The organism is Bacillus sp. FSL K6-2861 (assembly GCF_038630725.1).
In the GTDB taxonomy this organism is placed as follows: Bacteria; Bacillota; Bacilli; order Bacillales; family Bacillaceae; genus Bacillus; species Bacillus velezensis.
In genome coordinates, this window is record NZ_CP152037.1 from 3,654,500 (window position 1) to 3,679,425 (window position 24,926).

Sequence of the window (24,926 nt, forward strand, 5' to 3'; positions counted from 1 at the left end):
TCCTATCTTCCTCCGGTGCCCATACCGTTAATAATTTTATCGAATATTTCATCTTGCATCGTTATAATCCGCGCAGCCGCATTATAAGCGTGCTGAAACTGAATCATATTTGTCATTTCTTCATCTAAAGACACTGCACTGACTGATTGTCTCCGTTCATCGGCTGAAAGGGTGTTGCTTTCAGAGTTGTTCATAAGATTGGCCGCTTTTTGTGAATTAACGCCCAGCTTTCCGATAAGGGATTCATAAAAGTCATTAATTGTAGTGGTTTCACCGTTAATAGTCAGTTTGCTGTTCTGTACGGCTGCAAGATTTGTCGCGTTTGTGCCGTCACTTTTTTCTCCGTTTAACGACGCTGCGATATTATCAGTAGACGCAAGGATTTTGTCACTGACTTTTATTTTCGCTGCCGCACCTTTTGCCGGCACCGCCTCACCACCGCCGAAATCAAAAAATGCTGCGCCCTGTTCGCCTGTATAGGTCTTCCCTTTTTCATGAACTGCATTAAACGCGTCAGCAAAGGACAGCGCCATATTGTCAAGAGCCGTCAGCATTTCAGGATAAAGACCTTTTTCTTCTCCGTTTGACATATAGCCGTATGATTCAATAAGACCTAAAAGTGAGCCTTTTCCGGTAAATGCATCCGCATTGACCGTATTGCTGCCGACTGACACACTCGACACAAGGCCGCTGTCCTTGTCGTAGTTGATTTTCATTTCTGAAACTGTTTTTGTGTTACCGTCGAGCAGCGTACCGAGAGAATTGTTGTTTCCGTTCAGCAATTCGACGTTAACCGTGCCCTCAGCAGTCGCCAAGGCATGTCCGCCCGACTTATTATATGAAACTTTAATATTTGCCATAGAAGATAATTGATCAATCAATCTGTCTCTTTGGTCATACAAATCATTAGGGAGCATACCGCTCGGCTCAACTGCCGCTATTTGATTGTTAAGGTCATTCAGCTGATTGAGAATGGAATTGACCTGATCCGCTGTGTTATCCAGGTTCTTTTTAATATCACCCTGAATGTTAGTCAAAGAGGTAGATATATAGTTAAAACTTTCGGCAAGAGATTTCCCCTGCTCCTGCAAAACTGAGCGCGCTCCCGTATTTTCCGGATTCGTCGCCAGATCCTGAAGGGCATTCCAAAATGAACTGAGCGATCCGTTTAATCCGTTATCGTCAAGCTCTTTCATGACGCCCTCCATTTGCGACAATGAATTGGAACGGGCTGTATAGTACCCTAATTTTGTATTTTCAGTTCTGTACTGATAGTCTAAAAAACTGTCTCTGACGCGCTCAACTGAACCGGCTTTTACTCCTGTTCCGATTTGGCCGGCCGTCAGATCACTGTTTTTTGATACTGCGGGATAAGGGCTCGTCGATTGTAATGTGACGCGCTGCCTCGTGTACCCTTCTGTATTTGCATTTGCAACGTTATTTGAAACTGTGCTCAATGCAGTCTGCTGCGCACTCAATGCACGCCTTGCTGTTTCCAGCCCCATAAAAGTCGATGGCATTGAAAATCCTCCGTTCTAAGCTTTTGAATCGAATAATGTCAAACGGCTGACAGGCTTGCGCGCCGCTTGCGGCTCTTTATAATTCATATTCTCTTTTTCACCCGGCATGATCATATCGAATGCCCCGGAGATGAATTGTAAAGCCTGAATCGTGAGCTGTTTGTTCATCTCATTCACTTCTTTCAGACGGTCAAGAAGCGCAGACAAAGAGTGAAATAACCCTTCAAGCTCCTGTTTTTCACTGCCTGAAGTTCTGGAGATGCATGCAGCAATTGTATTGTCCTCACCGCGGCTGAGAAACTGAGAAGTTAACCTGATTCGTTCTTCCTCAGTCTGCCCGATTGCCTGAATATACTTTTGCTCTTTGGTCAATATGTTGGAGAGCTCTATTGTTTTACCTGCTTTCAGCGCTTCCGTTTTCTCCTCAGACAGCGTGAGCAGATGTTCATGCAGTGCGCAAAGTCGCTTCAGTTGATCAATAATTGGCTTTGCTGACATTGGCTTTCTCCTTTTTATTGCTTTTTATAGAAATTTACTATATTTTCAGCGATGCTGTTTGAATCTATTTTATATGTTCCGCTCTCTATATCCGCTTTAAGCTGAGCGATTTTTTCCTGTCGTGTTTTAGTGACCGCATCTGACGCATTTTGAAGCTCTTTTGCATGAGAAGAAATTTCCACTTTGTCCTTCGGCTTTGCAGCCTCTTTTTGTACGGCTTGCTTTTCGTAATTTTTTTGGTATGGATTAACGGATTGTGTTCCGTACTGATTGATTTTCATAGGATTCCTCTCGCTTTCTGTTCGCAGTCTAATTCTTTTATCGACTGCGTTATCAGTTAGTTTAGGGAATCAGGTGTTTTTGGTATTATAGGCATAGTATGTGTCTTTTGTACTGTTTTTTTCTTCGAATTCAGCGGCTGTTTTTTGGTTCATATGGTCTAATTGTGACTCAATATCTGTCTGACAGGACTTGCAAAATTTCCCCGTCCTGATTGGATTTCCGCACCTTTCGCAAGGATATGCCAAATTCGGAAGCTGGCTGATCTGAATCCTTTTTTGTTTGATAAACTTGAGGATCAGCTCTTCATCCACACCTGTTTCCTCAGTGATCTGCTGCATCGTCGACTGTCTGTTGATCTGCTTTCTCAAAAATTTATAGACGGTTTCAAATGCTTTTTCTTCTTCTTTAATACATGCCTGGCACACGGTCTGCAGGTTCGTTTTAAAAAATAAAGCATTGCATTTTGGACAATTCGCCAATTCACCCATCGTATTAACTCCTATTCCTTCTTTAATCTGCCTTATATTTCTATCAATTATATCGGCAGAAAAAAAGAATGATTTAGCTCCTGATTAAAGTAAAAGAGGAGACCGATGACGCTTTGCCCGCTGTCAGCAGGACTTCGGCGGCTTGGTGAAGTGTGGCGCCCGTCGTATAAATATCATCTATTAAAATGACGTTCATACCTTCGGCGGAGTTTTCGGCTGCTGAAAACTTTTTTTCTGCAGACAGCCTATCTGTTTTGCTCTTTTTGGATTGTTTTTCATTGTTCAGTCGGATGAGGGGGGAAATGACAGGCATTCCGAGCAGAGAGGCCAGCAGCTCGGATTGATTGAATCCGCGTTCCGCCAGCCGTTCGCCGCTCAGCGGAATAGGGATGAGAGTATGTGTATTTGATGGATATGCCGCTTTAAAGCCGGCAGCAAAGTCACGTTCAAATGCTTGAATGATTTTCGCATCACCCCTGAATTTAAAACGGGCCAATGAGTCCTTCATCGCATCATTATATAAATATACCGAACGGTTTTGCCGCAGCAAAAAGCGCTTTTCCGTTTTTGATTCCCGGGCCGCACAATCAGCGCATTTTTCATTTGACTCCTGAGGCCTCCCGCATATACTGCATACGGGGCCTTCAATTTTTTCGAATTGGCTGCTGCATATGCTGCATATCTCTTGCTCGGGCGCCAGAGAAAACAGAGATCTCCAAGTCAATGAACTTGAAATTGGTGAGTCACACAATAAACAATTCAGAGATATTACGCTCCTTCCCGAGTTTCACAGAACTCGCTTGGATTAACCGAAACAATCGCCGCTGATTCAGCCAGAATGACAAGCAGCGCCGTATTTTTCTGTTTATCAACTATCTCTGCTTTTGCATAAGCAACTTTCTTTTTATCTGTAACATATGCCGGCTCAGCCCGGTTTAATGAAAGTGCCAGTACATCATTTTTGCATACCCGGCATGTGCATTTCATATGAAGCTGAGACATATGGCGGTCGAGAAGTTCCTTTAATATGATTTCTTTAGAATTGACAAGCATGCTGACAGCTCCTCATAGGAAAGTATGAGTATACTGTATCACGTTTTCTGAAATTAACTAGTCCAACAATTTACTTTTTTGTGCCAATTTGTTCATATGTTCTATATGTTTTTTTGCTTTTTTCATTCCGTTTGTAATTCCGAAATGAAACATGACGACATCACCGCTGAAATGTTTATAATGCCTTCCCGTTCTGCCCGCGATCTGTACGAGCGCGCTCTCGGTAAAGATAGGTGCTTCTGCGCCGAGGACACATGTCTGAACTTTGGGCACGGTAACCCCTCTTTCTAAAATCGTAGTCGTTACCAGCAGGTCAAGCCCGCCGTCTCTGAACCGTTTCACTTTATCCTTTCTGAATGTGTCTTCCGCATGTACGCCTTCTGCCCGTATGTTTAATTTCTGAAAATAATCCGTTGTCTTTTTCAATACGTGTACAGACGGAACGAATAAGAAAACCGGCAGCTGTGATTGAAGTTTTTGGCGGACCCAATCGGTTACAGAGCGCGGCAGTTTTCCTTTCTGAAGCTTCTTCTTCCAATTTCCGCACCACAAAAAACGCGGCTCCGGGAGGGGTTTCCGATGATATCTGGCCGGTATGCGGACGCTTTTCAGCAAACCGGCTTCAGCCTTCTTTTTTAATGTGTCTGAAGGAGTTGCCGTTACATAAACAAGGGCGCTGTTTTTCTTCCTCGCTTTATCAACAGCGAATCTTAATGTCTCATCGGCTGAAAAAGGAAACGCATCTACTTCATCTATTATCATGACATCAAAAATGTCTCGGTAGCGCATCAGCTGGTGAGCGGTTGAAATCATTAACGGGGTCAGACGGCCTTTGTCCTCGCTGCCGCCGTACAAAGCAGAAACTTCGACTTTCTCAAATGCTTTTTTCAGTCTCGGCAGCAGTTCAAGTACGACATCTGTACGCGGAGTCGCGACACAGACGCGCAAACCGTGATTCAGCGCAAACTCGATACCCGGAAACAGCATCTCTGTTTTCCCCGATCCGCAAACCGCCCATACTAACAGCTCTTGTCTCTCTTTTATCGCATCTGTAAGCGCGGCGGCCGCCCGCTTCTGTCCGTCTGTCAGTGTTCCTTCCCAAGAAAGCTTTACAGGCTCCCAGCTGTTTTCATGGGCTTGATTCCAAGAATATAATGATGTCAGTTCATCAGCCCTTCCCATCACGACACAGGCACGGCAATAGGTAATCTGCCTTTTGGCAGAGGGCGCCCAAAATGCCGCAAAGCAGGCTTGATCAGACTGACCGCATCGTTGGCAGACGTAACGATTTTTCCGGCGGATGATTGACGGCTCGGCCGTTATATATTCTTTTTCTGTAAAACGCTTAATACGCTGGTCTGAAAACGGTATCTCAGATCTCAATAAATGCCGGCCGTAAAAGAAATCCCGCACCTCTGAAAATTCTGAAGCACCTTCGGACATCTCCCTGCCTCCTTTCTGCTCAAAGTATGTCTTGTCGGGAACCCACTTGTCGAATTGCGAAAATTAAAAAATAAAAAAATCTCCGCCCTTGAAAACGGAGATTTTCACTTAGTTTTTAAAGCACCAGCCGATTCCGATGGCGCCTTCGCCCAAATGGGTTCCGATCACGGCGCCGAAATAGCTGTTATAGAATTCGACATGAGGATATTTACCGCTTAACTCCTGTATAATAGCCGCCGCTTCTTCTTCCCTGTTTGCATGGATGACAGCGGCCCGCATCGGGATTCCTTTACTTGCATCCTCCCCAAACAGCTCAAAAATTCTCGAAATCGCTTTTTTGCGTGTCCGAATCTTCTCAAAAGGAACAATTACCTTATTGTCAAAATGAAGAATAGGCTTTACCTTTAACAGACCGCCGATAAAAGCCTGAGCACTGCTTAGACGCCCGCCCCGCTGGAGGTGTGATAAATCGTCCACCATAAAATACGCACGGACTGTTTTTTTCATTTCTTCCAGCTCTTTTATAATCTCTTCCGGTGAGTCAACACCGTCTTTAATGAGCTGTGCTGCCTTTAACGCATAAAACCCTTGTGCCAAACAGCTGATCTCTGAATCAAAGGGATAAACTTTAATATGATCAACCATAGTGTTTGCCGAGGCGGCGCTGTTATATGTTCCGCTGATTCCGCTGGACAAATGTATGCTTATGACTGCGTCATATGTTTTGCCCAGTTCTTCGTACAATGCGATTAATTCACCGAAAGAAGGCTGAGACGTAGTCGGCAGCTCATCATGATTTTTTACTTCTTTATAAAAACTTCTCCAGTCGAGTTCTGTTTCTTCGCGGAATGTTTTTTCACCGAAAACCACTTGGAGAGGAATCATATGAATATGATGTTCTTCTCTCATCTCTTTCGGAATATATGCTGTACTGTCTGTTACAACTGCAATCTTCATCACTTTACCTGCCTTATTAAGTACTTAATAAGTATTTTAATAGATATGCAGCTGTAAAAAAAGACTTGCCATAACAGGCAAGTCTTCTCACACATGACTAACGCATCTCTACCCAGCCGTTTTTAATGGCCACGACAACGGCTTGTGTCCGGTCATTAACGTTCATTTTCTGCAAAATATTACTCACGTGGTTTTTCACTGTTTTCTCACTGATAAACAATGATTCACCGATTCCGCGGTTGCTTTTTCCGTCTGCAAGCATTTGCAGCACTTCACATTCCCGTCTCGTTAATATATGTAATGGTCTCCGGATTTCCGGGTAAACCTCATGCTGAGGATGAGCAGAAACTCCGCTTGTCGCAAGACGGCGGAATTCGTTGACAAGATTGTGGGTTACTTTCGGGTGAAGGTAAGAACCGCCCTCGGCTACCACTTTCACTGCTTCGATTAAAGTATCTGCGTCCATCTCTTTCAGGAGATAGCCTCTTGCACCAGTTTTTAAAGCATGAGTCACATAGTTTTCATCATCATGGATGGAGAGGATAATCACCTTAGATTCAGGGTACAGCTCAACAAGCTGTTTAGTAGCCTCTACTCCATTTACATTCGGCATATTGATGTCCATTATGACAACATCGGGATGATAATGCTCGACGATTCGAGCCGCCTCATCTCCATCGTCACCTTCTGCTACCACTTCAAAGGTAGGTTCAAAATCCAATATTCTTTTTACACCCTCACGGAATAGTTGATGGTCGTCGATAATAACAATATTTACTTTAGTCACACGCTACGCCTCCTTATCCTATTGTTCTATATACGCCGCTGTTCGGTCAATATGTCTTTTGGCTCTATTTAACAAATTATAGGCCGAGAGATAACGGAACCTTAATCATGATAAATGTCCCAAGACCTATTTTAGAGTCTATCGTTATCGTTCCTTCAAGCAGATCTACTCTTTCTTTCATTCCCAGCAAGCCGAATGACTTGTTTTTCTTTTGTTTAGCATCCTTAATATCAAAGCCTTTTCCGTTGTCCTTAATGATGAGAACGACAAAATCAGCGGTTACTTCCACTTTTACTGTAATTTCCTCTGATTCTGAATGCTTGAGTGCATTTGTGACGGCTTCCTGAGCGAGACGGAAAAGCGCCACTTCAAATTGCGGGGCAAGCCTTTGGTTCTCTGTGTCTCCGATACACTGAAAATGTATTTTCACCTTTCCGTTGTATTCTTCAGTTGTATAAAGATATTTTCTCAGTGTCGGAATCAGCCCGAGATCGTCCAATGCCATCGGTCTTAAATCATATATAATCCTTCTGACTTCGTAAAGGGCATTCCGCACATTCTGCCGCAGATTTCTGATTTCCTGAAATCCGTCCTCCGTGCCGCGGTCGCGGAAGATCCGTTCAATTAATTCCGATCTCATCATGACATTTGCCAGCATTTGCGCGGGACCGTCATGAATTTCTCTGGAAACTCTTTTTCTTTCTTCCTCTTGGGCTTCAATGATTCTTAAACCGAAATCTTGTTTAGCCTGCGCATCGGCAAGAAGAAGCCCTACTTGGCGAAGGTCTTGATTCAGGTAATTCAGAACGACGGTTATTTGGCTGACCAATGATTCTGACCGTTCAATGATTTCCTGAAGCCCCAAAAGCCGGCGTTCTAAATCATCTCTGCGCTCCCGCAGCTGCTTTTCACGCTGTTGGATCATCGTCAGTTCCACTTGAAGTTTGTGCGCCTTTTCATAGGCGTTGCGAATTTCTTCTTCGCTGAACTTATGGAAATTTCTGCTTACTTCAGACAAGCGGTTTCGTGCGTGCCGCGTATGAACTTCAAGTTTGTCGCCCAGCTCAATGACTTCGTAGACCTGCTGTTTGATCTGTTTGAGTTCTTCAACCAGCTGCTCATATTGCTGGCGCGACTGCTCTCCGATTTGAAAAACCTCGTCCTTACTCCCGTCCACGGTTTTCAGCATTTTCATAAGTATAGAATCCAAAACTTTGGAGTCCATCTTCGATTTATTCATCTGTCTCCCTCCGTAACGGTGTTGTTATGTATTTTTATTATAAATGTAATTGAACTGCAATTTATGTCGAATTATAATGAAAGAATGCGTATATTCTAGAAAAAAACATTTTTATATAGTATCTTACTCTTTCATGATACCAAAATATGCGCAAAAATTCTAAAGTCTGTTCGAATTTGTAGAAACAAGTCTTTTAATGCTTGTCAGGAGGGTCCAGCAATCATGCTGCACAGCTATTTAACAGTTAAAGAAACGGGTGAACATGAGATTGTGATTGAAAAATCGCGTTTTATCTGTCACCTGAGCCGTGCTGCTTCTGAAGAGGAAGCGCAGGAATTTATACAAAAGATAAAAAAACAGCACTGGAATGCGACTCATAACTGCTCAGCTTATCTGATCGGCGAAACCGACCATATACAAAAGGCGAATGATGACGGAGAACCAAGCGGCACAGCCGGCGTCCCCATGCTGGAAGTGCTGAAAAAACGCGGTCTGAAAGATACCTGCGCGGTGGTTACCCGGTATTTCGGCGGAATAAAGCTCGGTGCAGGCGGATTGATTCGTGCATATGGGAAGTCAGTGTCTGAAGGCTTAAATCATATAGGAGTTACGGAGCGGAAGCTGATGCGTATTATGCATACATCAGCGGATTATACGTGGCTCGGCAAGATAGAGAACGAACTGAGAGAATCAGTTTTTTTACTGAAAGATATCCATTATGCGGATCATGTCGAATTTGAAACGTACGTTGAAGAAAAAGACAAAGAAGCGTTTCTAAAATGGATGACAGAACTGACGAACGGCAAGAGTAAGAATACAGAGGGAGAACTGACGTATTTAGAAACAGACGTCAGCCCTAAAGGAGACTAATGTAATGGCTGAACGTGTAAGAGTGCGTGTTCGAAAGAAAAAGAAAAGCAAACGAAAGATCATATTCAAACGGATTTTGCTGCTGCTTACCCTCGTTTTGTTAGTCGCTGCCGGGTTTGGCGGATACAAAGTATACAAAACGATCAATGCGGCAGATAATGCATATGATGCCCTTTCCCGCGGAGACAAATCAAAATTACGGGATAAAGTCATCAATATGAAGAAAAAACCGTTCTCCATTTTGTTTATGGGGATCGAAAATTATGCCACCAGCGGAAAAGGCGGACGATCAGATTCTCTTATTGTCGTTACCCTTGATCCGAGAAATAAAACAATGAAAATGCTGAGTATTCCGCGTGATACGCGGGTGACGCTTGCCGGCGACACAACCGGTAAAAAATCAAAAATCAATGCGGCTTTTGCTAAGGGCGGAGCGGATGAAACCGTCTCAACCGTCGAAGACTTATTAGGCATACCGATTGATAAGTATGTCACTGTCGACTTCAATGGCTTTAAGGATGTTATTGATGAAGTAGGCGGGGTCGATGTAAAAGTGCCGTTTGACTTCGACGAGATGAGTGACGTCAGTAAAAAGAAACGGATCTATTTCAAGAAAGGAAACATGCATTTGAACGGTGAGCAGGCTTTGGCTTACGCGCGGATGAGAAAACAGGATAAGCGCGGAGACTTCGGCCGGAATGACCGCCAAAAGCAAATCTTAAACGCACTGATCGACCAAATGTCCAGAGCTGGAAATATTGCTAAAATTGATAAAATCGCTGAAACAGCGAGCAATAACGTCCAAACGAATATCCGAATCACTGAAGGACTCGCTCTTCAGCAGATTTACAGCGGCTTTACCAGCAAAAAGGTTGATACACTGACCATAACAGGATCAGATTTATATTTAGGCGGAACCGCAACTACGCGCGGAACATATTATTTCCAGCCGGATCCAACCAATCTCGAAAAAATACGGCAGGAATTGCAGAAACATCTGGATTACCCGTCCGGAAACAGCACGGCATCCGATCCTGCTTCTGACAGCACCGGAACGGACAGTACGACTGATTCGACTTCCGACAGCACGGGAACAGGCGGTACGGCTGATTCGCCTTCCGGCAGCACAGGAACAAGCGGCACGACCGATTCAACCAGCGGTACTGCAGGTGAAAACGGTACGGGCAGCACACAGTCCGGCGGCACAACAGGCTATTAAGAGTAAACCCGATCCTTTGAGCAGGATCGGGTTTTTCTATATAATAAGAGAATAGCAAAAAAGCAGACCATTCGCATGATCTGCTCTTTTTAATTTTTCTTTACCAATCTCTTGTAAAACTTGGTAAATGGTTTAAATTGTTCATTTACTAACCCTGTGACCTCTGCTATGATTTGCATAAATACAATCAATACAAAAATAATAAACAGCGAAAGCCATATGGTCGCGCTTTTCAGCAGGATGGCACTGACGCTGAAAATAAAGCCGATTAAATAGATGATAATGACAGCCGTACGGTGTGACAGCCCGAAGGCCATCAGCCGGTGGTGTATATGTGACTTATCAGGCGCTGAGATCGGCTGTTTGTTTAAAATCCGCCTGATGACGGCGAATGTCGTATCAAAAATCGGCACGCCCAAAATGATGATCGGAATGATGATACTGAATAAAGTAACACTTTTATAAAGACCTAATAATGAGAGTACTGAGATGACGTATCCGAGAAAGAGCGATCCGGTATCTCCCATAAATATCTTTGCCGGATGAAAATTATAAAATAAAAATCCGAGTGTGCTTCCTATCACGACAAGTGAAAGTGACAGAATAAGGATTTTCCCTCCGGATAACGCCATAACGGCGATAGTGGAGAGTCCGATGACCGACAGGCCGGCAGCGAGTCCGTCCAAACCGTCAATCAGGTTCATCGCGTTCGTAATACCGACGATCCATAACACAGTCAGCGGGTAAGCGACCCATCCCAATTCTAAACGTTCCGTTAAAAACGGTACGGAGAAAAAGTCCATTTTCAGTCCCGTGCTCACAATCATAATGGCCACGGCCAGCTGGACGAAAAACTTTACCTTTGCGCTTAATTGGTATTTATCATCAAGGATTCCTAAAATAACAATAATAAACGCACCCACTGTAATGGCGGTCATTTTCGTTTCATTATATATGCCGGCCGCGAGAACACCCGCCGCTACGCCGATAAAGATGGCCAGGCCGCCCATACGGGGCATTATTTTATCATGTACTTTTCGGTTGCTGGGCTGGTCAACTGCACCTATTTTGATCGCAATTTTTTTTACGATAGGAGTTAGGATTAAAACCGTTAGCAGAGAGACAAAAAACGCAACAACTATGCGAAACATGCGTTCGTCAAGCATAAAGAAGTCTCCTTTGGAATTATATGAAGTCTTTTCTGATATTGAACCGTTCCTTCCATTATAATTCTTACTAGTTATTATAACAAGCATCATCAAAAAGAAACACGCAAATCAAAAAATGCGCTTTCCCTTTTAATGGGATTGCGCATTTTTCAATATACCCGTGCATTCGAGCATTCGGCCGAATAAAACATTCCAATCCCGTCTCCGGGCCAATTCACGGCGCAAAGCCTCATATGATCCGCTGCGGTCCGCTGCCAGAAGCGCGTCGCAGGCCGCGATGAAATCTGCGGGGTCACTGCCTTCAACGTATTCATAGACGAAAGGCCTTTTGATTTTTGACGTAGAAGAAAGGTTGCAGCCGACAACCGGTTTGCCGGCGGCTAAAAATTCAAAAAGCTTAAGCGGAAATACCGCGTCATTATAAGGTGAATTTTTATACGGCATGATGCCGATGTCGACAAGCTGCATATAGGACGGCACTTCATTCGGCGCGGCAGGTCCCGTCCAGATGACATTCGGACGCTCCAGAAGCGACTTGAAATCCGGATCGTCCTGAGCCGTGTTCGGGCCTACCAATAAAATCGTCCAGTCAGGCCTCACATCTGCCGTTTCCGCCATAAGCGCAAAATCGAGCTTCGGCTTGATTCCGCCGATAAAACCGAGAACCGTTCCGTTCCGTCCCCGTAAAATGTCTTCATCCGGCTGTTTATTTTCCCGTGAAAACAGGTCATATTCCACTCCGTTTTCAATGGTGAACACTTTCTGGTGCGGGTTCTCCAGCTTTTTTCCGACCTCCTGGTGCAGACAGTCAGATGTACACGTAATGGAATCGGCACGCTGAATGATTCTCATTTCCGCCTGTTTAATGATGTTTCTTCTAACATTTGACAGCACCCCGGACCGGCCGCTGATCGGAGCGGCCCACAGATCACTGCAATCATAAATCACTTCATCCCAAGGAAACAGATCTGCCAGAAGCGGAAAACCGGGGAAGGTGTACCATAAGCAGCAGCGGGCCCCTTCTCCTTCTTCCTTCAGCATGTTCACCAATGGTGAAAGCTTATGCCTGTAGCACATGTCTGTATACCTGCCGAAGCGGAAAGCTTTTTGCCGCATGAGATCCTTTACAGTGAACTGCCGGATTCCCTCGGCGATCCCGGCCATTTGACCATCATTGGCTCGCGGAGACGGGCATACCCAAATGACGCTTTTCGTTTCTTTTTGCCGGGCGAGAAATTCAGCCAGCCGGTGCCGTCTGTATCTCAGCCGGTCATGCCCCCATTCCGCCGCTCCGACGATTACGTGAATAATCGGTTCCACCTTCATCACCCAGCTCCTCTGACGCCTACAGTCTTTTCATGACCGCGTTTTTCGCATATTGCATAAAACACCACGAAGCCTTGATAAAATGCAGGCGCTCAATTTCTCTATAAACAAACCACGTTTTTTTTGCGGCTTTCCACTTGTTGCTTGAAATCGAATTCTGCACAAGCCTGTATTCTGAAAGGCACTCATTCAGGCCGTAAGCCGTAAATCCCCTTTTCAGCAGGGAAAGCCATGTCGCTAAATCCTGCCGCGTTCTGATATCAGGCATTTGAATCTGCCCCGTCTGCTCTCTGTCAATCATGACCGTTAAACATCCGATAATCGTGTTTTTTAAAGCTTCATCATATGACAGGCTTTCAGGGGCTTGAATCGTTTTGTCCGTCGGCGTTCCGTCCTGCTCCATGACGCTGTAGCCCGTAAATGAAAAAGCGCAGGACCGCTCTGCCATAAACGCAAGCTGTTTTTGAAGCTTTTCCTTTTTCCATCTGTCATCGCTGTCCAGAAATGCGACATAACGGCCCTTGGCATGTTTAAGGGCTGTATTTCTGGCAGCTGCGGCTCCCCCGTTTTTATCTAAATAAACGACGCGGATCCGCTCATCCTTTTGTTCATATTGCCGTAAAATATCTCTCGTTCCGTCCGTTGAACAATCATCCGCGATAATCATTTCCCAATGCGGGTGGCTTTGATGTAAAACAGACTGAATCGTGTCTTCGATATATTCACTTGCATTATAAGACGGTGTAATGACAGATACGAAAGGTTTCCAGTTTGTCATGGTCACATCTCCATCGCAGATTTTTACAAGGACTCTCTAAAAAACTCAGGAATGACAATGAACATAAATGCAACTGCAATGCCGATGAAAACGCCCAGAACCGCTTTCCTTTTCGGCGGCATGCCTTCTCCCGCCGTTTCATTCATCGGCTCTGAATTGATGATGCCGGCCGCTTTCAGGTTCAGCTGCGTATTTTTCAATTCGTATAAAAATCGTTCCTTATCCACTTTGGCGTCCGCGCTGACGGTTTCTCCTTCAAGCGCAGCAATACTCTGCCGCACTACTTTTGCCCGTTTTTCAAACAGGTCCTGATCATTCTTCAGAAAAGTTTTTATGACGGCTTGAAACACCGATTCGGTCTCCTGTTTGTTTTGGCCGCTGTAGCTGACCGTGATCAATGAATCTGATTGTGTTTCGACAGTCAGTTTACTTTTCACGGCCGCTCTTTCTTCGTCTGTTTTATCAGGCAAAGCCTGCTTTAAAAAGGCATCGCTCGTCAAAAGGAGCGGGATTTCTTTTGTATTGTTATAAAGCGGATGATCATAATTTCCCGCGGCGATCGCGGCTTCTGATGTAAAACTGCTGCTCCCGCTGATTTTTGACGGCAATACATATCCCGCCGCCCCTAACACAACGGGCAGCGCAATGATCCAAATAATATTCTTTTTGATACGCCGGGTTATTCTTGTCAACATATCCTTCATCTCGCATCTCCCTGTTTTTCATAGTACGCCGTGACGGCAGGCTCCTTTTGTAACCGCCTCAATATATTGACCGCCGCGATCACGAGCGAGAGAAATACCCAGTGGAAAAATAAATTTGATACGGAGCTTGGGCTGATGCTGCTTACCAAAAAACCGGCCATCGCCGTGATAAGTCCTTCTGTGATCAGTCTTGACTGATTTTCCGATTTTCTTTCATGACATTTATAAAGTGTCCAAAAAAGGAACAAATAGACTGTCAGGTAACCGAGCATCGTAAGCACGCCGAAGTTCGCCATAATCTCGACGAGCCAGTTGTGCACCTCAACTACGCCGCCCGTATCATAAACGGGCTCCGCTTTTAAATAGTAAGAGACGTTTCCGGCACCCACTCCAAACCCCCAGGAATCAATCACATAGTGAAAGGCGTTTTTTAAAAGATTCGCCCTCGCGAGGTTGGAAGGAAGCGGTTGCTGTCCCGGCATCGCCTGCGGAGCTGAAAACAGATTCAAGACGGCGTTGGTGATACGGCCCGCAAATAAAACCGCAAACAGCGCTGCACCCGCTCCCGCTGCGTACAACGCGAGCTTTTTCAACAGGGAAGGCAGCAGAATGAAGACGTATACAGCCGCCCCCGCGCATATGCCCAGCAGACTCGCGCGCGAACCGGTCAAAATGATTAAATACAAAGCGCTGATCGCAAAGAGCAGGCTGACGGCCTTCACATAGCCGTTTTTCATATTTTTCACCGCCGCCGCATACAGAAAGAAACTGATGCACAAAAACGTCGCGAAATCATTTTGATTAAAGAAAACGGACGTCGGATAATGCTGTTTGTACTGCGGGCCGTTATAAAGCGTGGAGCTCGGCAGATGGTGGTGTGTAAAATGGTTGTAAAAGCCGATCGCCATCACAAAAATGGTCATCACAAGCCATATGCCGTAAAAAACCATCAGCTGATCAAAGCGCTGAATGAACATGACAATAAGATAAATCAGAAACATGCCCATTCCCATTAAAGCTAAATATTTAATCCCGTACGTCACGGATTTTGCCCACAATAACGATAGGAGACCGTATGTAAACCATAAGGCGAAAAACATCAGAACCCCTTTTACATTCACCCGATTCCATCTGTCAATATGATGACGGTTTGTCAGGATGCCGGCGACGTGAAGGGCGCCTGCTCCGATTAATAACAGCCGGTATATAAATAAGCTGAAAAATCCGAGATGGACCGCAAAGAAGGCCTGGTTTAAAAATGTACACGCGATCAGTATATAAATGAGCCCCATAAACATCTGACCGTTTGTTGTAAAGGCGGATAGCAAAGCAAGTCCGGCAAAGCCGATCATGGCGGCAAACAGCAGCACGGTGATTTTTCCGAAACCGGCATCCGCCCTGACCGCCTCCAGCATGATGAATCCTCCTGTAATGAGAGCGGCAAGCAGCACAAGAACATGTGCCGCTGAACGTTTGATACTCACATGGCAAACCCCTTTCCAAAACCGGCAGCCGAGCCGGGCTGCCGAGAGCCTGAAGACAAATCTTTTTCTATCTTGCCAGTTCTTTTATTTGCCGATCGGCATGAACCGCCGGACGTCCGACGGAATGATAAGTGAATCCTGAAACCCTCATATACTCCAGCGGAAACATATTTCTGCCGTCAATGATGACCGGCTGTTTGAGCAGCTGCTTCACTCTCTGAAGATCCATCTCCTTGACTTCCGGCCAATCTGTTGTAATCAGGCATGCGTCCGCGTTTTTGATGGCACTGTACAGCTCTGTGTGATATTCAATGCCGCCGTCTCCTAATATCGCTGACGCTTCGGGAATCGCGATCGGATCATACGCTTTCACGTGAGCGCCCTGCTCTTTAAGGCTTGTGATGATATCAAGAGCCGGGGCGGAGCGGACGTCATTTGTGTGCGGTTTAAAGGCCAGCCCCAGTACGGCCGCGGTTTTCCCTTTTAAGGGACCGATGGCGCGGTTCAATTTTTCCGTAATACGGACCCGCTGCTTCTCATTGGTTTCAATGACGGCTTCCATCATTTGAAACGGATAGCCGGCGGCGTTTGCGATATGCAATAAAGCCGTTGTATCCTTCGGAAAGCAGGATCCGCCGAATCCGATGCCCGCCTGGAGAAATTTATTCCCGATCCGGCTGTCAAGACCGACGCCTTCTGACACGTGGGAAATGTCCGCCCCGACACGTTCGCAAATATTGGCGATATCGTTAATAAAAGATATTTTGGCGGCTAAAAAAGCATTTGCGGCATACTTAATCATTTCCGCGCTTTCAAGATTGGTCTTTACGATCTTCGTACGGAACGGCTTATGAAGCTCTTCAATGACCGAAGCGGCATGTTCGCTTGTGGCGCCGATGACCGCCCGCTCCATCTGCATCGTATCCCGCACCGCCGAACCTTCGCGGAGGAATTCAGGATTTGACGCGACATCAAACGGGTATTTTCCCTTTGACGCTTCGCTGACAATTTGGTAAACGAGCTTTCCTGTCCCGACCGGAACAGTGCTTTTGGTGACAATGATTTTGTATCCGTTCAGCTGTTCTCCGATTGTTTGCGCCGCTGCCTTAATGTAGGTCAGATCGGCTTCACCCGTCTTTGACATCGGCGTACCGACGGCGATATAGATGATATCAGCGGCTTTCACAGCCGGCTCGATTTCGGCTGTAAAGGATAACCGTCCGGTACTGACATTTTTTTCAGCTAATTCCTCAAGCCCCGGTTCATATATCGGGATGACTCCGTTTTTCAAGCTTCTGATTTTCGCTTCATTGATGTCACAGCAAGTCACATGATGGCCGATTTCCGCAAAACAAGTTCCAGATACAAGACCTACATACCCTGTTCCTAATACAGCGATTTTTTTCACAGCTTCATCCCTCTTTCGAAAGGTTCTCCTCTTGCCCGGCCCGGTTCATTACGGATCGGTATTTCTCTTTCAGCGCTTTCGCGTTTTGGCTTGCGTCAAAATACGTGCGGACGGTTTGATAAAGTTCCTCGGCTGTTTGCGGCGTCCAAGCCTCTCCTTCGTCATATTGCAGAATCGATTCTGCCAGCGTCTCAGGTGAACCCGGCTTGATCAGCAACCCCCGGTGTTTCCCGAATAAAGAAGCCAATCCTCCGACATCGGTGCAGATCACCGGCACCTTCAGAGCGAGCGCCTCAATGACCACAGTCGGCATGCCTTCGCTGTAGGACGGCAGCGCCATTACATCCGAAGCCAGCAGATAGTCCTGTACCTTGTCGTTCGGCACTTGCCCCGTGACGATATGAGCGGCTTCACGCAATGAAGATGCGGCGGGACCGTCACCGACAAAGACGGCTTCATATCTTTCATCCAATGATTGAACGGCTTTTGATAAGTCGAAAACACCTTTCTCTTTGACAAGCCTGCCGATGAACACGATCAGTTTTTTATCCGGAGGAAGGCCGAGGCGTTTTCTGACGGCTTCTTTCGTCTCGTTCCTTTTTCGAAAGGCGTCAAGCGTGATGCCGATCGGAAGCACGGTGCACTCCGCTTCGATAAGCTTTTTCATTTGTTCCCGCAGACTGCCGCTCACAGCGTAAATATCGGCTGCTTCCCGCACCGCAAATGTAAATGCGCGATGAGCGCTTTTGCTGTAATGCGGATAGACATTGACATCACTGCCATGCAAGGTCAGCACATACGGAATGCCTAAAGCCTTTGACACAATGGCGGCCGCTCCGCCTGACGGCATGGCGAAATGCGCGTGAATCAGATCGGGCTTCAGGCCATGATTTTTAATTTCGGAAAGAATGGATTCCGCCATTCTTTTATGCGGCTGCGCCCATTTCAGCTGCCCGGGAACCGCCTGATAAAACGGCCGGTGGACGGACACGCCTTTCCGCCATTCATGCGCCGGCCTGATATCCTTTTGCTGATACGTCTTTTTCAGCACCCGGAATGGCGCGGCGAGTTTCGGCCGCGGACAAATGACGGTCATCTCCGCGCCAAGCTTTCTCAGTTCTTGGGCCTGCGTCTCATGAAAAACGCCTTCTCCCGGCTTCTCACTGCTCGGATAGACACTTGTCATCCACAATACCTTCATAGCAAACGTCCTTTTCTTAATTTACTTTTCATATGCGGATAAGCTTTTCCTAACAGGAATAAATAACACAACGCGCCGCAGGCTACGGAGATCGCCAGCCGCAGCTTGACATCAAGGCTGATCCGCTCCGTGCCGAAGCTGGCTGTAAAGGCGATGACACCCATTGCCGCCGTAAGCAGAAACGGTTTGGCCACGGCTTTGAAGTAAGCCGACAGCCGCAGCTTAATGACATATGCCAACAGCCAGCGCCCGATCAGGAAATTCAGGATGCTGATGAAAGCGTACGTCCAGGCTACCGTCAAGAGATTTCCGGACAGCACGGCGGCGTACAAAGATGCACCATACAGCAGCATCACCCCGGCGTCCCAATAAAACGCCAGATCGGCCCGCCCTTTTGCGAGCAGCACAGATCCGTTCGGATTCATCAGGACCCTTAAAATCCCGACGATGGCGAGAACGTTTAAAACCGGGACAGCCGCCAGCCATTTTTCTCCGAATACCGAAGCCACGAATGCATCCGACACTGAAACCAAACCGAGCAAAAGCGGAAAGGATATCAGCGCGAGTATTTTGGTCATATTGAGAAATCCTTCTCTGATAACGCTGTTTTCATGCTTGTTTTTCGCAAAGACGGGAAACGCGACTCTCGTAATGATCGGATTAATTTTTAATACCGGAAGCGTGACAATCTGGTAGGCCAGATTGTAAATGCCGAGCGCCTCAGCGCCGATAAAACTGCCGATCAGAATCATATCAATATTCGCTCCGAGCCGGTTCACAAGCCGGGAAGACAGCTGAAAGGCCCCGAAAGAAAAGAAGCCTTTCATTCCTTTCAGATCAAAAACCAACGCCGGTCTCCATGTTTTTCTGCAGGCCATCCAGTACAGAATCCCTTTCGACGATTGCAGCAGCACCTGAGAAATCACATAGGCGAGAATCGGGTCCGTATAAAAAACCGCGGCCGCCAAATACACGAAGGACAGCACATTTGAAAAGATTTCAATCTTGCTTAACGTGTTAAATGCCAGCGCTTTTTGCAGCATATACTGGTATTGCTGACCGATCGGCGCGATTAAAAACATAACGGCCAGCACGCGGATTAAATAGACAAGCTCCTCCCGCCGATAAAAATCGGCGATGAGCGGACTGCTGAAAAACAGCAGCGCAAACAGCGCAAGCCCCGTTATGATATTCAGCCAGTACAAGGAAGACATCTGTTTATCAGTCACATGATCTTTTTGAATGAGCGCGGCGCCAAAACCCATATCCAGCGCAATTTGGGCAAACACCACTACCGTTGTGATCATGCCGACAAGGCCGAATTCAGCCAGTGACATGACCCGCCCGAGCAGGGCGAATTGGACGATTTGAATGACCGTAATATACGCTGTCGAAATACTTGTCCATTTGGCGCCGCTCAAGATTTGATTTGTAATACTAGGCATCGTTTTCCCTACTTTTTTGTCTGCTGACCAGAATTTTTATCGCGCCCCGTCACCGGTCCAGATCACTTTGCACGTTTTGAGCATAATCTTCAGTTCCAATGAAAAGGTCAGGTTGCGGATATAATATAAGTCAAACATTAGTTTTTCCCTCGGTGTCATGTCATATCCCCCGTTGACCTGCGCCCAGCCGCTTAATCCCGGCTTAACGGCCAGCCGCTCCGTAAACCCCGGAATCTCAGCCTGAAACTGTTCCGTAAACACGGGACGCTCGGGACGCGGGCCGATCAGGCTCATTTCTCCCCGAAGCACATTTACCAGCTGCGGCAGCTCATCAATACGGGTCCTTCTGATAAAAGCGCCGACCTTTGTCACGCGGGGATCCTTTTTCAGCGCCCAGACCGCCCCCGATTTTTCAGCATCTATTTTCATAGAGCGGAGCTTATACAAATAAAACGGCTTCCCGTCTTTGCCTACCCGCTCCTGCTTATAAAAAGCAGGGCCGGGCGACTCCAAACGAATCAGTATGGAGAACAGGCCCATCACCGGGAGCGCCGCCAAGAGCCCCGCAAGCGCAAACACAATGTCCATGAATCGCTTAAAAGCCAAATAACGGGCCGTTCTTTCCGTAACGGCAGCGGAAGTCCCCTGCCGCACTGCATAGTTATTATTTACATTCATGCTTTTCTCTGCTCCCACTGACACACACCTCACGATTTGTTGGGATGTTTGATGACCTATGCCGTGAGTTTAGCAGATGGATGTTAATTGGAAGTAAAGGAAGCGTTAATGTTTATTAGAATGTTTCGATTATTGTTTTTTTATTGTAAATCTATTCATATCCATATTTGAGACAAAGCATAATGAAAAATAAAAAAACAGACCGGCATGAACCGGTCTGTTTCCATGAAAAAATTATCGGAAATAGGAGGAAACGCCTTGGGTGATCCCCGCCGCGAGTCTGTCCTTTTTCGTTGATTGTTTTAAAATATTGGCATCAATCGGGCTTGTGACAAAACCGGTTTCTAACAAGACACTCGGCATTTTTGAATATTTAATGACGTAAAATCCGGCAGTTTTCACACCGCGGTCACGCGTCCCGAGAGCAGAAACCATTTTCGGCTGAATATTTTGGGCAAGCCTCAGACTGTTTGCGGATTGGTACGTTTTATCATAATACGTCTCCGTACCGTTTGCACTGCTGTTATCATTCGCATTTGCATGGACGCTGATGAAAATATCGGCGTTCGCCTTCGCCCCTTTGTTCACTCTCTCCTCAAGCGAGTCAAAGGTGTCGCCCTTCCTCGACATTACAGTAAGCGCGCCCGCGCCGTATAATTGATTGTTAAGACGCGTAGCGATATCAAGGTTTACATTTTTCTCAAGCAAGCCGTTTCCGGTTGCACCTGAATCCTGATAGCCGTGCCCCGGATCAATAAAGACCGTTTTGCCGACAACGGGATTTTTAAGCTGCGACGCGGCATTGTTGCTTAAAGATGAAGCACTTCCTATGACGGTGAAGCTGGTGATGTTTTTACTTCCGATATACGTCCGGACGTCTTTTGACAGACTGTCTCCATTCGTCAGCAGGTGAACTCTTCCCTGTTTGGCGCTCAGCACGCCTCCGACGATGGTATCCGCCTCTTTAAAACCATTGGTAACAAATGTATAGCCTGTGCTTAAGCCTGTCTTTTTTGCAAGATTCACAGACAGGTTATAGCGGTTTTTGCCGCTGATTCTTGAAGGGTTCGGCAGTTTATTGTAAAGTGAGCTGCTGATGCTGCTTGTCCCGCCGATGACAATCGTGTTTTTAATCCCCAAGCTTTTGATCGCATTGGACGTAGAACCATTTAATGTCGAATCATTAGTGAATAAAATCGGATATTTTTTAGCGGACGCATAAGAAATCGCAGCCATTCCATCTGCATCAACAAACCCGTTGACCACAAGGGCTGTAGAAGATCTTGTCATTTCACCCGCCACTTTTGCGGCTGTGGCATATCTCGTGCTCCCTGATAATCGTTTGACACTGATGCCTAATTTAGCAATTTGATTTTCAGTATTTTTCGAAACGGCAGGTGTGCCGCCTACGATAATCACATTTTTCGTTTTTAAATCAATTAATCCCTTTTTTGTGCCGGCAGACAGCTGATCTTTATTTGTAAACAGCAGCGGCGCATTTTTTTGATATGAAAGCGGCGCAGCGGCAATTGCATCGGCATATGAAGTTCCGCCGGTGATAATGACCGTTTTCGCTTCACCCCATGATTGTTTTGCCGCCAGTACAGCCGTATCATACCGGGTGCTTCCGCCGATCCTTTTAACCGTGTTGTCAGCCAAAGCGGAAGGGACAAATAGAATGACCCCGAGAATAAAGACGGGGAGACATTTTATGATGAATTTCAATCCGATCTCCTCCACAGAAGTTTAGTAGTTTGTAAGTGCTGTATTAGGATAATAGAACGCAAGAATAGAAGTATACGGCTCTCCGGCCTCCGCTCTTTCTTTTGCTCCGTATTGACTCATTCCTACGCCGTGACCGTATCCCTTTCCTGATATCGTGATTTGCGAAGAATTACCGGACGCACTGGCGTATGTGCTTTTAAAAGATGAAGCTCCGATCATCGTCCTAAGTTCAGACGCTTTCACCTCAACAGATGCAGTCTTGTTCATGACATAGCCTTTCGACTTGTCATTCACATGGTACGTGACCTTCACCGCGGCGTCTTCCGCGCGCTGGCCTTTTGTTTTTCCGGTGAGCGAGAGATCAGAGATGCTTGCAATTTTTATGGAACTTGCATTGGTTTCTTTATTTTTCATCAGCCAATTTTTTATTCCGTTGAGCTGCGCGGCATTTGCTTCGTTTGTTTTAGACCACCAGGATGCGGGATTTTTCATATCCAGACCCGCTGGCAGCTGCTGCTTCTGCAATGTTAAAGACCAGCTGATTTCCGGATCTTTTGTATCCTTTTTGGCTACTAAATACGGCACTTTCGATCCCCACACTTCATCGCCGGCTTCCATGTAACCGCCATTGCTTGATGAGTAAGTGGCATCTATCAATCTGCCGGAATAAGTGAGCACTTTCCCTTTTGTTCCGTTAACGGCTGCGGTGGCGTTTGGATACCAGCTGTATCCCCCGTAAACCTGAAAGGCCGTTGTATCCGCGACTGTTTGTCCCATCTTGCCGATAGAGTAGGTGCGGGCGGCAACAGCCTGGGCTTTCAGCGCTTCTGTCGGCCAGCTTCCCGGCATTTCATTCGGCAGGACACCTTTCAGATAATCCTCAAAAGGAATGTTTTCATTAACAGGTCTTACATATTTGCCGGATTCCGCAGTGAAACTCATATTCCCCAGATATGGCTTCCCGTCAATGCTGATTGTGTTTGCTGTTGAATATTTTTCAGGAACCGCCTTGAAAGACGTTTTTCCGCTGTTAATGCCTGCAACGCCTAATTTGCCGCCGGACGTTTCAATACGGTACGTCTTTCCGTTTACGAGATAAAACTCTTTTGCGTAAGCAGCCTTAACTGAATCGGCAATTGAATTCGCGCTGCCTATTAATGTATAAGAATAGGTGCCTTTCGTTTTAAAAAGGCTGGCCTCGTCGGCGGGTGTTTCGCTTTTTTTGATGTATACAAGCGGCATGTGATTTGCGGCGGCAATATTTGATCCGACAACGATGTCCGCTAATTTAGTCCCGTTGGCAGCCACCGTTTTGCTTGCATCCATGCCAAGCGAAGTGACTGCGTTAGCTGATATTTGATATCTGTTTGATCCGGTAATTCGTTTGGTGACCGAGGCCTTCTTTTTAATTTGATTCTCCACATCTTTGCTGACGCTTGAAGTGCCTCCCATGATGATCACTTTTTTAGGCAGATTGTAGCTCGGGAGGGAGTCTTTTTTCGTCAGGAGAATCGGATAGCCGTTTTGCGCAGCATAAGGCGCGATTGCCAGCGCATCCGTATATACATCCCCCGTTACTACGACCGCCTGGTCATAACTGCCCATTTCGGCCGCAATATTTTTGGACAGATCATATCTGTTTTTTCCGCTGATCCGTTTCGTGCGGCCGTATTTCTTCAATGTCTTTTCCGCGGCTGACGAAATACTGTTCGTCCCGCCGATGATTAAAATATTATCCGGACTGAATTTCTTGATTTGCGCTTCTGTGCTGCTGCTCAGTTTTTTCGCTTCAGTCAGCAGAACAGGCGCTTTCAGTTTATTCGCTAAAGGAATGACGGAAAGCGTGTCCGCAAAATAAGCATCCGTATTAACGACGACTATGTTGGACGGGTTTTTCCAATACTTGGATGTCGCGGCGTTAGCCGTATCATATTTGGACGCGCCTCCCAATCTGGCAACGGAGGAGACATCGCTTCCCGTCAGTTTATAAGTTCCTGAAGGTTCGATATTCAGAGTCGATTTATTACCAATATAATTCGTCAGTTTTACTGAGATATCAGAACTGGACGCAAAAGTGCTTTCCGGTAATAAAGCCAGGCTGAATATCACAGAAAAACAGACAGCCCATATTGTTTTCTTCAATTTTTATCCCGCCTTTTGCTGATCATGGTGTATTATTTTGCTTTCTCGATTTCCTTGATCTCTTTTTGGCCTTTATCATTTGTGAAATACGTAATGCTGACTTTGTCATTTTCGCTGAATTTATTCAGAACATCAGAGAAGTCATCAGAAAATTCAAAGCTGACGGGCTGATCATCCACTTTTACTTCAATTGTGTGCGTATCCGCCATACCGACATAATATGCCGTTTCTTTTTGAGCCTGGTTCTCCGAAGAACCGCTTCCCTTCTTTGATTGATCCGCCGTTCCGCACGCTGCCAATACAACAGAAAAAAGCAGTATTAAGAACGAAGCTGCAATAGTTTTTTTCATTTTTTTCACCTCATCTTTATGTATCGTCTTATACTAACTTTTTTTTAAGGTAATTTTAAGGTCTTTTTGTAACCTTTTTTTAAGAATTTCGTCTATTACATGGTTATAAGTAAAAATATGACTGGGTTTATAAAGATTAGTAAATTGTATCAGGAAAGT

At 46.0% G+C, this 24,926-nt stretch carries 24 protein-coding genes; 2 read left to right on the forward strand and 22 right to left on the reverse strand.

Features of this window, described 5'->3' with window-relative positions; translation table 11 throughout:
- Positions 1–2: 2 nt before the first annotated feature.
- The 10 genes from flgK to degS form a co-directional block, all read right to left on the reverse strand.
- Positions 3–1,520 (reverse strand): flagellar hook-associated protein FlgK, encoded by a 1,518-nt coding sequence (gene flgK, locus NYE62_RS18105; protein ID WP_342497107.1) that lies wholly within the window; start codon positions 1,518–1,520, stop codon positions 3–5.
- 15 nt (positions 1,521–1,535) lie between these two features.
- Positions 1,536–2,018 (reverse strand): flagellar protein FlgN, encoded by a 483-nt coding sequence (locus NYE62_RS18110; RefSeq protein WP_039253650.1) that lies wholly within the window; start codon positions 2,016–2,018, stop codon positions 1,536–1,538.
- Positions 2,019–2,032: 14 nt separating this feature from the next.
- Complete coding sequence (gene flgM, locus NYE62_RS18115; RefSeq protein WP_003151393.1) at positions 2,033–2,299, reverse strand: flagellar biosynthesis anti-sigma factor FlgM; 267 nt, start codon at positions 2,297–2,299, stop codon at positions 2,033–2,035.
- Between the two features lie 69 nt (positions 2,300–2,368).
- Positions 2,369–2,788, reverse strand: coding sequence for a TIGR03826 family flagellar region protein (locus tag NYE62_RS18120; RefSeq protein WP_012118571.1), 420 nt, complete (start codon positions 2,786–2,788; stop codon positions 2,369–2,371).
- 73 nt (positions 2,789–2,861) lie between these two features.
- A complete protein-coding gene (locus NYE62_RS18125) occupies positions 2,862–3,551 on the reverse strand; it encodes a phosphoribosyltransferase family protein (protein WP_197061611.1) in 690 nt (229 codons plus the stop codon).
- 5 nt (positions 3,552–3,556) lie between these two features.
- Positions 3,557–3,841, reverse strand: a complete 285-nt coding sequence (locus tag NYE62_RS18130) for a competence protein ComFB (protein WP_039253645.1) — start codon at positions 3,839–3,841, stop codon at positions 3,557–3,559.
- 57 nt (positions 3,842–3,898) lie between these two features.
- A complete protein-coding gene (locus NYE62_RS18135) occupies positions 3,899–5,284 on the reverse strand; it encodes a DEAD/DEAH box helicase (protein WP_047936252.1) in 1,386 nt (461 codons plus the stop codon).
- Between the two features lie 108 nt (positions 5,285–5,392).
- A complete protein-coding gene (locus tag NYE62_RS18140) occupies positions 5,393–6,241 on the reverse strand; it encodes a DegV family protein (protein WP_007407483.1) in 849 nt (282 codons plus the stop codon).
- A gap of 97 nt (positions 6,242–6,338) precedes the next feature.
- Positions 6,339–7,028 carry a two-component system response regulator DegU gene (degU, locus tag NYE62_RS18145; RefSeq protein ID WP_003219701.1) on the reverse strand — a complete coding sequence of 230 codons (690 nt, stop codon included), beginning with the start codon at positions 7,026–7,028 and terminating at the stop codon, positions 6,339–6,341.
- A 76-nt stretch (positions 7,029–7,104) separates the two neighbouring features.
- A complete protein-coding gene (gene degS, locus NYE62_RS18150) occupies positions 7,105–8,268 on the reverse strand; it encodes a two-component sensor histidine kinase DegS (RefSeq protein ID WP_007407484.1) in 1,164 nt (387 codons plus the stop codon).
- A gap of 222 nt (positions 8,269–8,490) precedes the next feature.
- Between degS and NYE62_RS18155 the strand changes: the two genes are divergently transcribed.
- Both NYE62_RS18155 and NYE62_RS18160 read left to right on the forward strand, forming a co-directional pair.
- On the forward strand, positions 8,491–9,138 hold the full coding sequence (locus tag NYE62_RS18155) for a YigZ family protein (RefSeq protein ID WP_003151384.1): 648 nt from the start codon (positions 8,491–8,493) through the stop codon (positions 9,136–9,138).
- Between the two features lie 4 nt (positions 9,139–9,142).
- Complete coding sequence (locus tag NYE62_RS18160; protein WP_015418337.1) at positions 9,143–10,357, forward strand: LCP family protein; 1,215 nt, start codon at positions 9,143–9,145, stop codon at positions 10,355–10,357.
- 89 nt (positions 10,358–10,446) lie between these two features.
- Here the strand turns inward: NYE62_RS18160 and NYE62_RS18165 are convergent, their stop codons facing one another.
- The 12 genes from NYE62_RS18165 to NYE62_RS18220 all read right to left on the reverse strand — a co-directional run bounded on the left by NYE62_RS18165 (position 10,447) and on the right by NYE62_RS18220 (position 24,767).
- Entirely contained in the window at positions 10,447–11,523 is a 1,077-nt protein-coding gene (locus NYE62_RS18165; RefSeq protein WP_003151382.1) for an MraY family glycosyltransferase, read from the reverse strand.
- 132 nt (positions 11,524–11,655) lie between these two features.
- Positions 11,656–12,852, reverse strand: coding sequence for a glycosyltransferase (locus tag NYE62_RS18170; protein WP_069006925.1), 1,197 nt, complete (start codon positions 12,850–12,852; stop codon positions 11,656–11,658).
- 19 nt (positions 12,853–12,871) lie between these two features.
- Positions 12,872–13,630, reverse strand: coding sequence for a glycosyltransferase family 2 protein (locus NYE62_RS18175; RefSeq protein WP_045209026.1), 759 nt, complete (start codon positions 13,628–13,630; stop codon positions 12,872–12,874).
- Between the two features lie 23 nt (positions 13,631–13,653).
- Positions 13,654–14,334 (reverse strand): hypothetical protein, encoded by a 681-nt coding sequence (locus NYE62_RS18180; protein ID WP_144665045.1) that lies wholly within the window; start codon positions 14,332–14,334, stop codon positions 13,654–13,656.
- Complete coding sequence (locus NYE62_RS18185) at positions 14,331–15,818, reverse strand: O-antigen ligase family protein (protein WP_032867086.1); 1,488 nt, start codon at positions 15,816–15,818, stop codon at positions 14,331–14,333. The genes NYE62_RS18180 and NYE62_RS18185 overlap by 4 nt, the downstream gene beginning before the upstream one ends.
- A gap of 67 nt (positions 15,819–15,885) precedes the next feature.
- Positions 15,886–17,226, reverse strand: a complete 1,341-nt coding sequence (locus NYE62_RS18190; protein WP_251257242.1) for a UDP-glucose/GDP-mannose dehydrogenase family protein — start codon at positions 17,224–17,226, stop codon at positions 15,886–15,888.
- A gap of 4 nt (positions 17,227–17,230) precedes the next feature.
- Positions 17,231–18,427: a glycosyltransferase family 4 protein gene (locus tag NYE62_RS18195; protein ID WP_251257241.1), complete on the reverse strand. Its 1,197-nt coding sequence runs from the start codon at positions 18,425–18,427 to the stop codon at positions 17,231–17,233.
- Positions 18,424–19,872: an MOP flippase family protein gene (locus NYE62_RS18200; RefSeq protein ID WP_342497108.1), complete on the reverse strand. Its 1,449-nt coding sequence runs from the start codon at positions 19,870–19,872 to the stop codon at positions 18,424–18,426. Before NYE62_RS18200 ends, NYE62_RS18195 begins: the two co-directional genes overlap by 4 nt.
- Before the next feature lie 36 nt (positions 19,873–19,908).
- The gene (locus NYE62_RS18205) at positions 19,909–20,568 is read right to left on the reverse strand and encodes an exopolysaccharide biosynthesis polyprenyl glycosylphosphotransferase (RefSeq protein WP_003151373.1); all 660 of its coding nucleotides are present in this window, start codon (positions 20,566–20,568) and stop codon (positions 19,909–19,911) included.
- A gap of 216 nt (positions 20,569–20,784) precedes the next feature.
- The gene (locus NYE62_RS18210) at positions 20,785–22,275 is read right to left on the reverse strand and encodes an N-acetylmuramoyl-L-alanine amidase (RefSeq protein ID WP_022553873.1); all 1,491 of its coding nucleotides are present in this window, start codon (positions 22,273–22,275) and stop codon (positions 20,785–20,787) included.
- A gap of 21 nt (positions 22,276–22,296) precedes the next feature.
- The gene (locus NYE62_RS18215; RefSeq protein WP_020956425.1) at positions 22,297–24,417 is read right to left on the reverse strand and encodes a SpoIID/LytB domain-containing protein; all 2,121 of its coding nucleotides are present in this window, start codon (positions 24,415–24,417) and stop codon (positions 22,297–22,299) included.
- 32 nt (positions 24,418–24,449) lie between these two features.
- A complete protein-coding gene (locus NYE62_RS18220) occupies positions 24,450–24,767 on the reverse strand; it encodes a hypothetical protein (RefSeq protein ID WP_007407496.1) in 318 nt (105 codons plus the stop codon).
- Between the last annotated feature and the right edge of the window lie 159 nt (positions 24,768–24,926).

What these genes read in the sequence shown, in the direction of transcription:
- NYE62_RS18180 (WP_144665045.1), bottom strand. Translation starts at nt 14,334, where the DNA reads ATGAAGGATATGTTGACAAGAATAACCCGGCGTATCAAAAAGAATATT.
- NYE62_RS18110 (WP_039253650.1), bottom strand. Translation starts at nt 2,018, where the DNA reads ATGTCAGCAAAGCCAATTATTGATCAACTGAAGCGACTTTGCGCACTG.
- NYE62_RS18140 (WP_007407483.1), bottom strand. Translation starts at nt 6,241, where the DNA reads ATGAAGATTGCAGTTGTAACAGACAGTACAGCATATATTCCGAAAGAG.
- NYE62_RS18175 (WP_045209026.1), bottom strand. Translation starts at nt 13,630, where the DNA reads ATGACAAACTGGAAACCTTTCGTATCTGTCATTACACCGTCTTATAAT.
- flgK (WP_342497107.1), bottom strand. Translation starts at nt 1,520, where the DNA reads ATGCCATCGACTTTTATGGGGCTGGAAACAGCAAGGCGTGCATTGAGT.
- degS (WP_007407484.1), bottom strand. Translation starts at nt 8,268, where the DNA reads ATGAATAAATCGAAGATGGACTCCAAAGTTTTGGATTCTATACTTATG.
- flgM (WP_003151393.1), bottom strand. Translation starts at nt 2,299, where the DNA reads ATGAAAATCAATCAGTACGGAACACAATCCGTTAATCCATACCAAAAA.
- NYE62_RS18200 (WP_342497108.1), bottom strand. Translation starts at nt 19,872, where the DNA reads ATGCCTAGTATTACAAATCAAATCTTGAGCGGCGCCAAATGGACAAGT.
- NYE62_RS18135 (WP_047936252.1), bottom strand. Translation starts at nt 5,284, where the DNA reads ATGTCCGAAGGTGCTTCAGAATTTTCAGAGGTGCGGGATTTCTTTTAC.
- NYE62_RS18220 (WP_007407496.1), bottom strand. Translation starts at nt 24,767, where the DNA reads ATGAAAAAAACTATTGCAGCTTCGTTCTTAATACTGCTTTTTTCTGTT.
- NYE62_RS18160 (WP_015418337.1), top strand. Translation starts at nt 9,143, where the DNA reads ATGGCTGAACGTGTAAGAGTGCGTGTTCGAAAGAAAAAGAAAAGCAAA.
- NYE62_RS18165 (WP_003151382.1), bottom strand. Translation starts at nt 11,523, where the DNA reads ATGCTTGACGAACGCATGTTTCGCATAGTTGTTGCGTTTTTTGTCTCT.
- NYE62_RS18155 (WP_003151384.1), top strand. Translation starts at nt 8,491, where the DNA reads ATGCTGCACAGCTATTTAACAGTTAAAGAAACGGGTGAACATGAGATT.
- NYE62_RS18120 (WP_012118571.1), bottom strand. Translation starts at nt 2,788, where the DNA reads ATGGGTGAATTGGCGAATTGTCCAAAATGCAATGCTTTATTTTTTAAA.
- NYE62_RS18195 (WP_251257241.1), bottom strand. Translation starts at nt 18,427, where the DNA reads ATGAAGGTATTGTGGATGACAAGTGTCTATCCGAGCAGTGAGAAGCCG.
- NYE62_RS18170 (WP_069006925.1), bottom strand. Translation starts at nt 12,852, where the DNA reads ATGAAGGTGGAACCGATTATTCACGTAATCGTCGGAGCGGCGGAATGG.
- NYE62_RS18130 (WP_039253645.1), bottom strand. Translation starts at nt 3,841, where the DNA reads ATGCTTGTCAATTCTAAAGAAATCATATTAAAGGAACTTCTCGACCGC.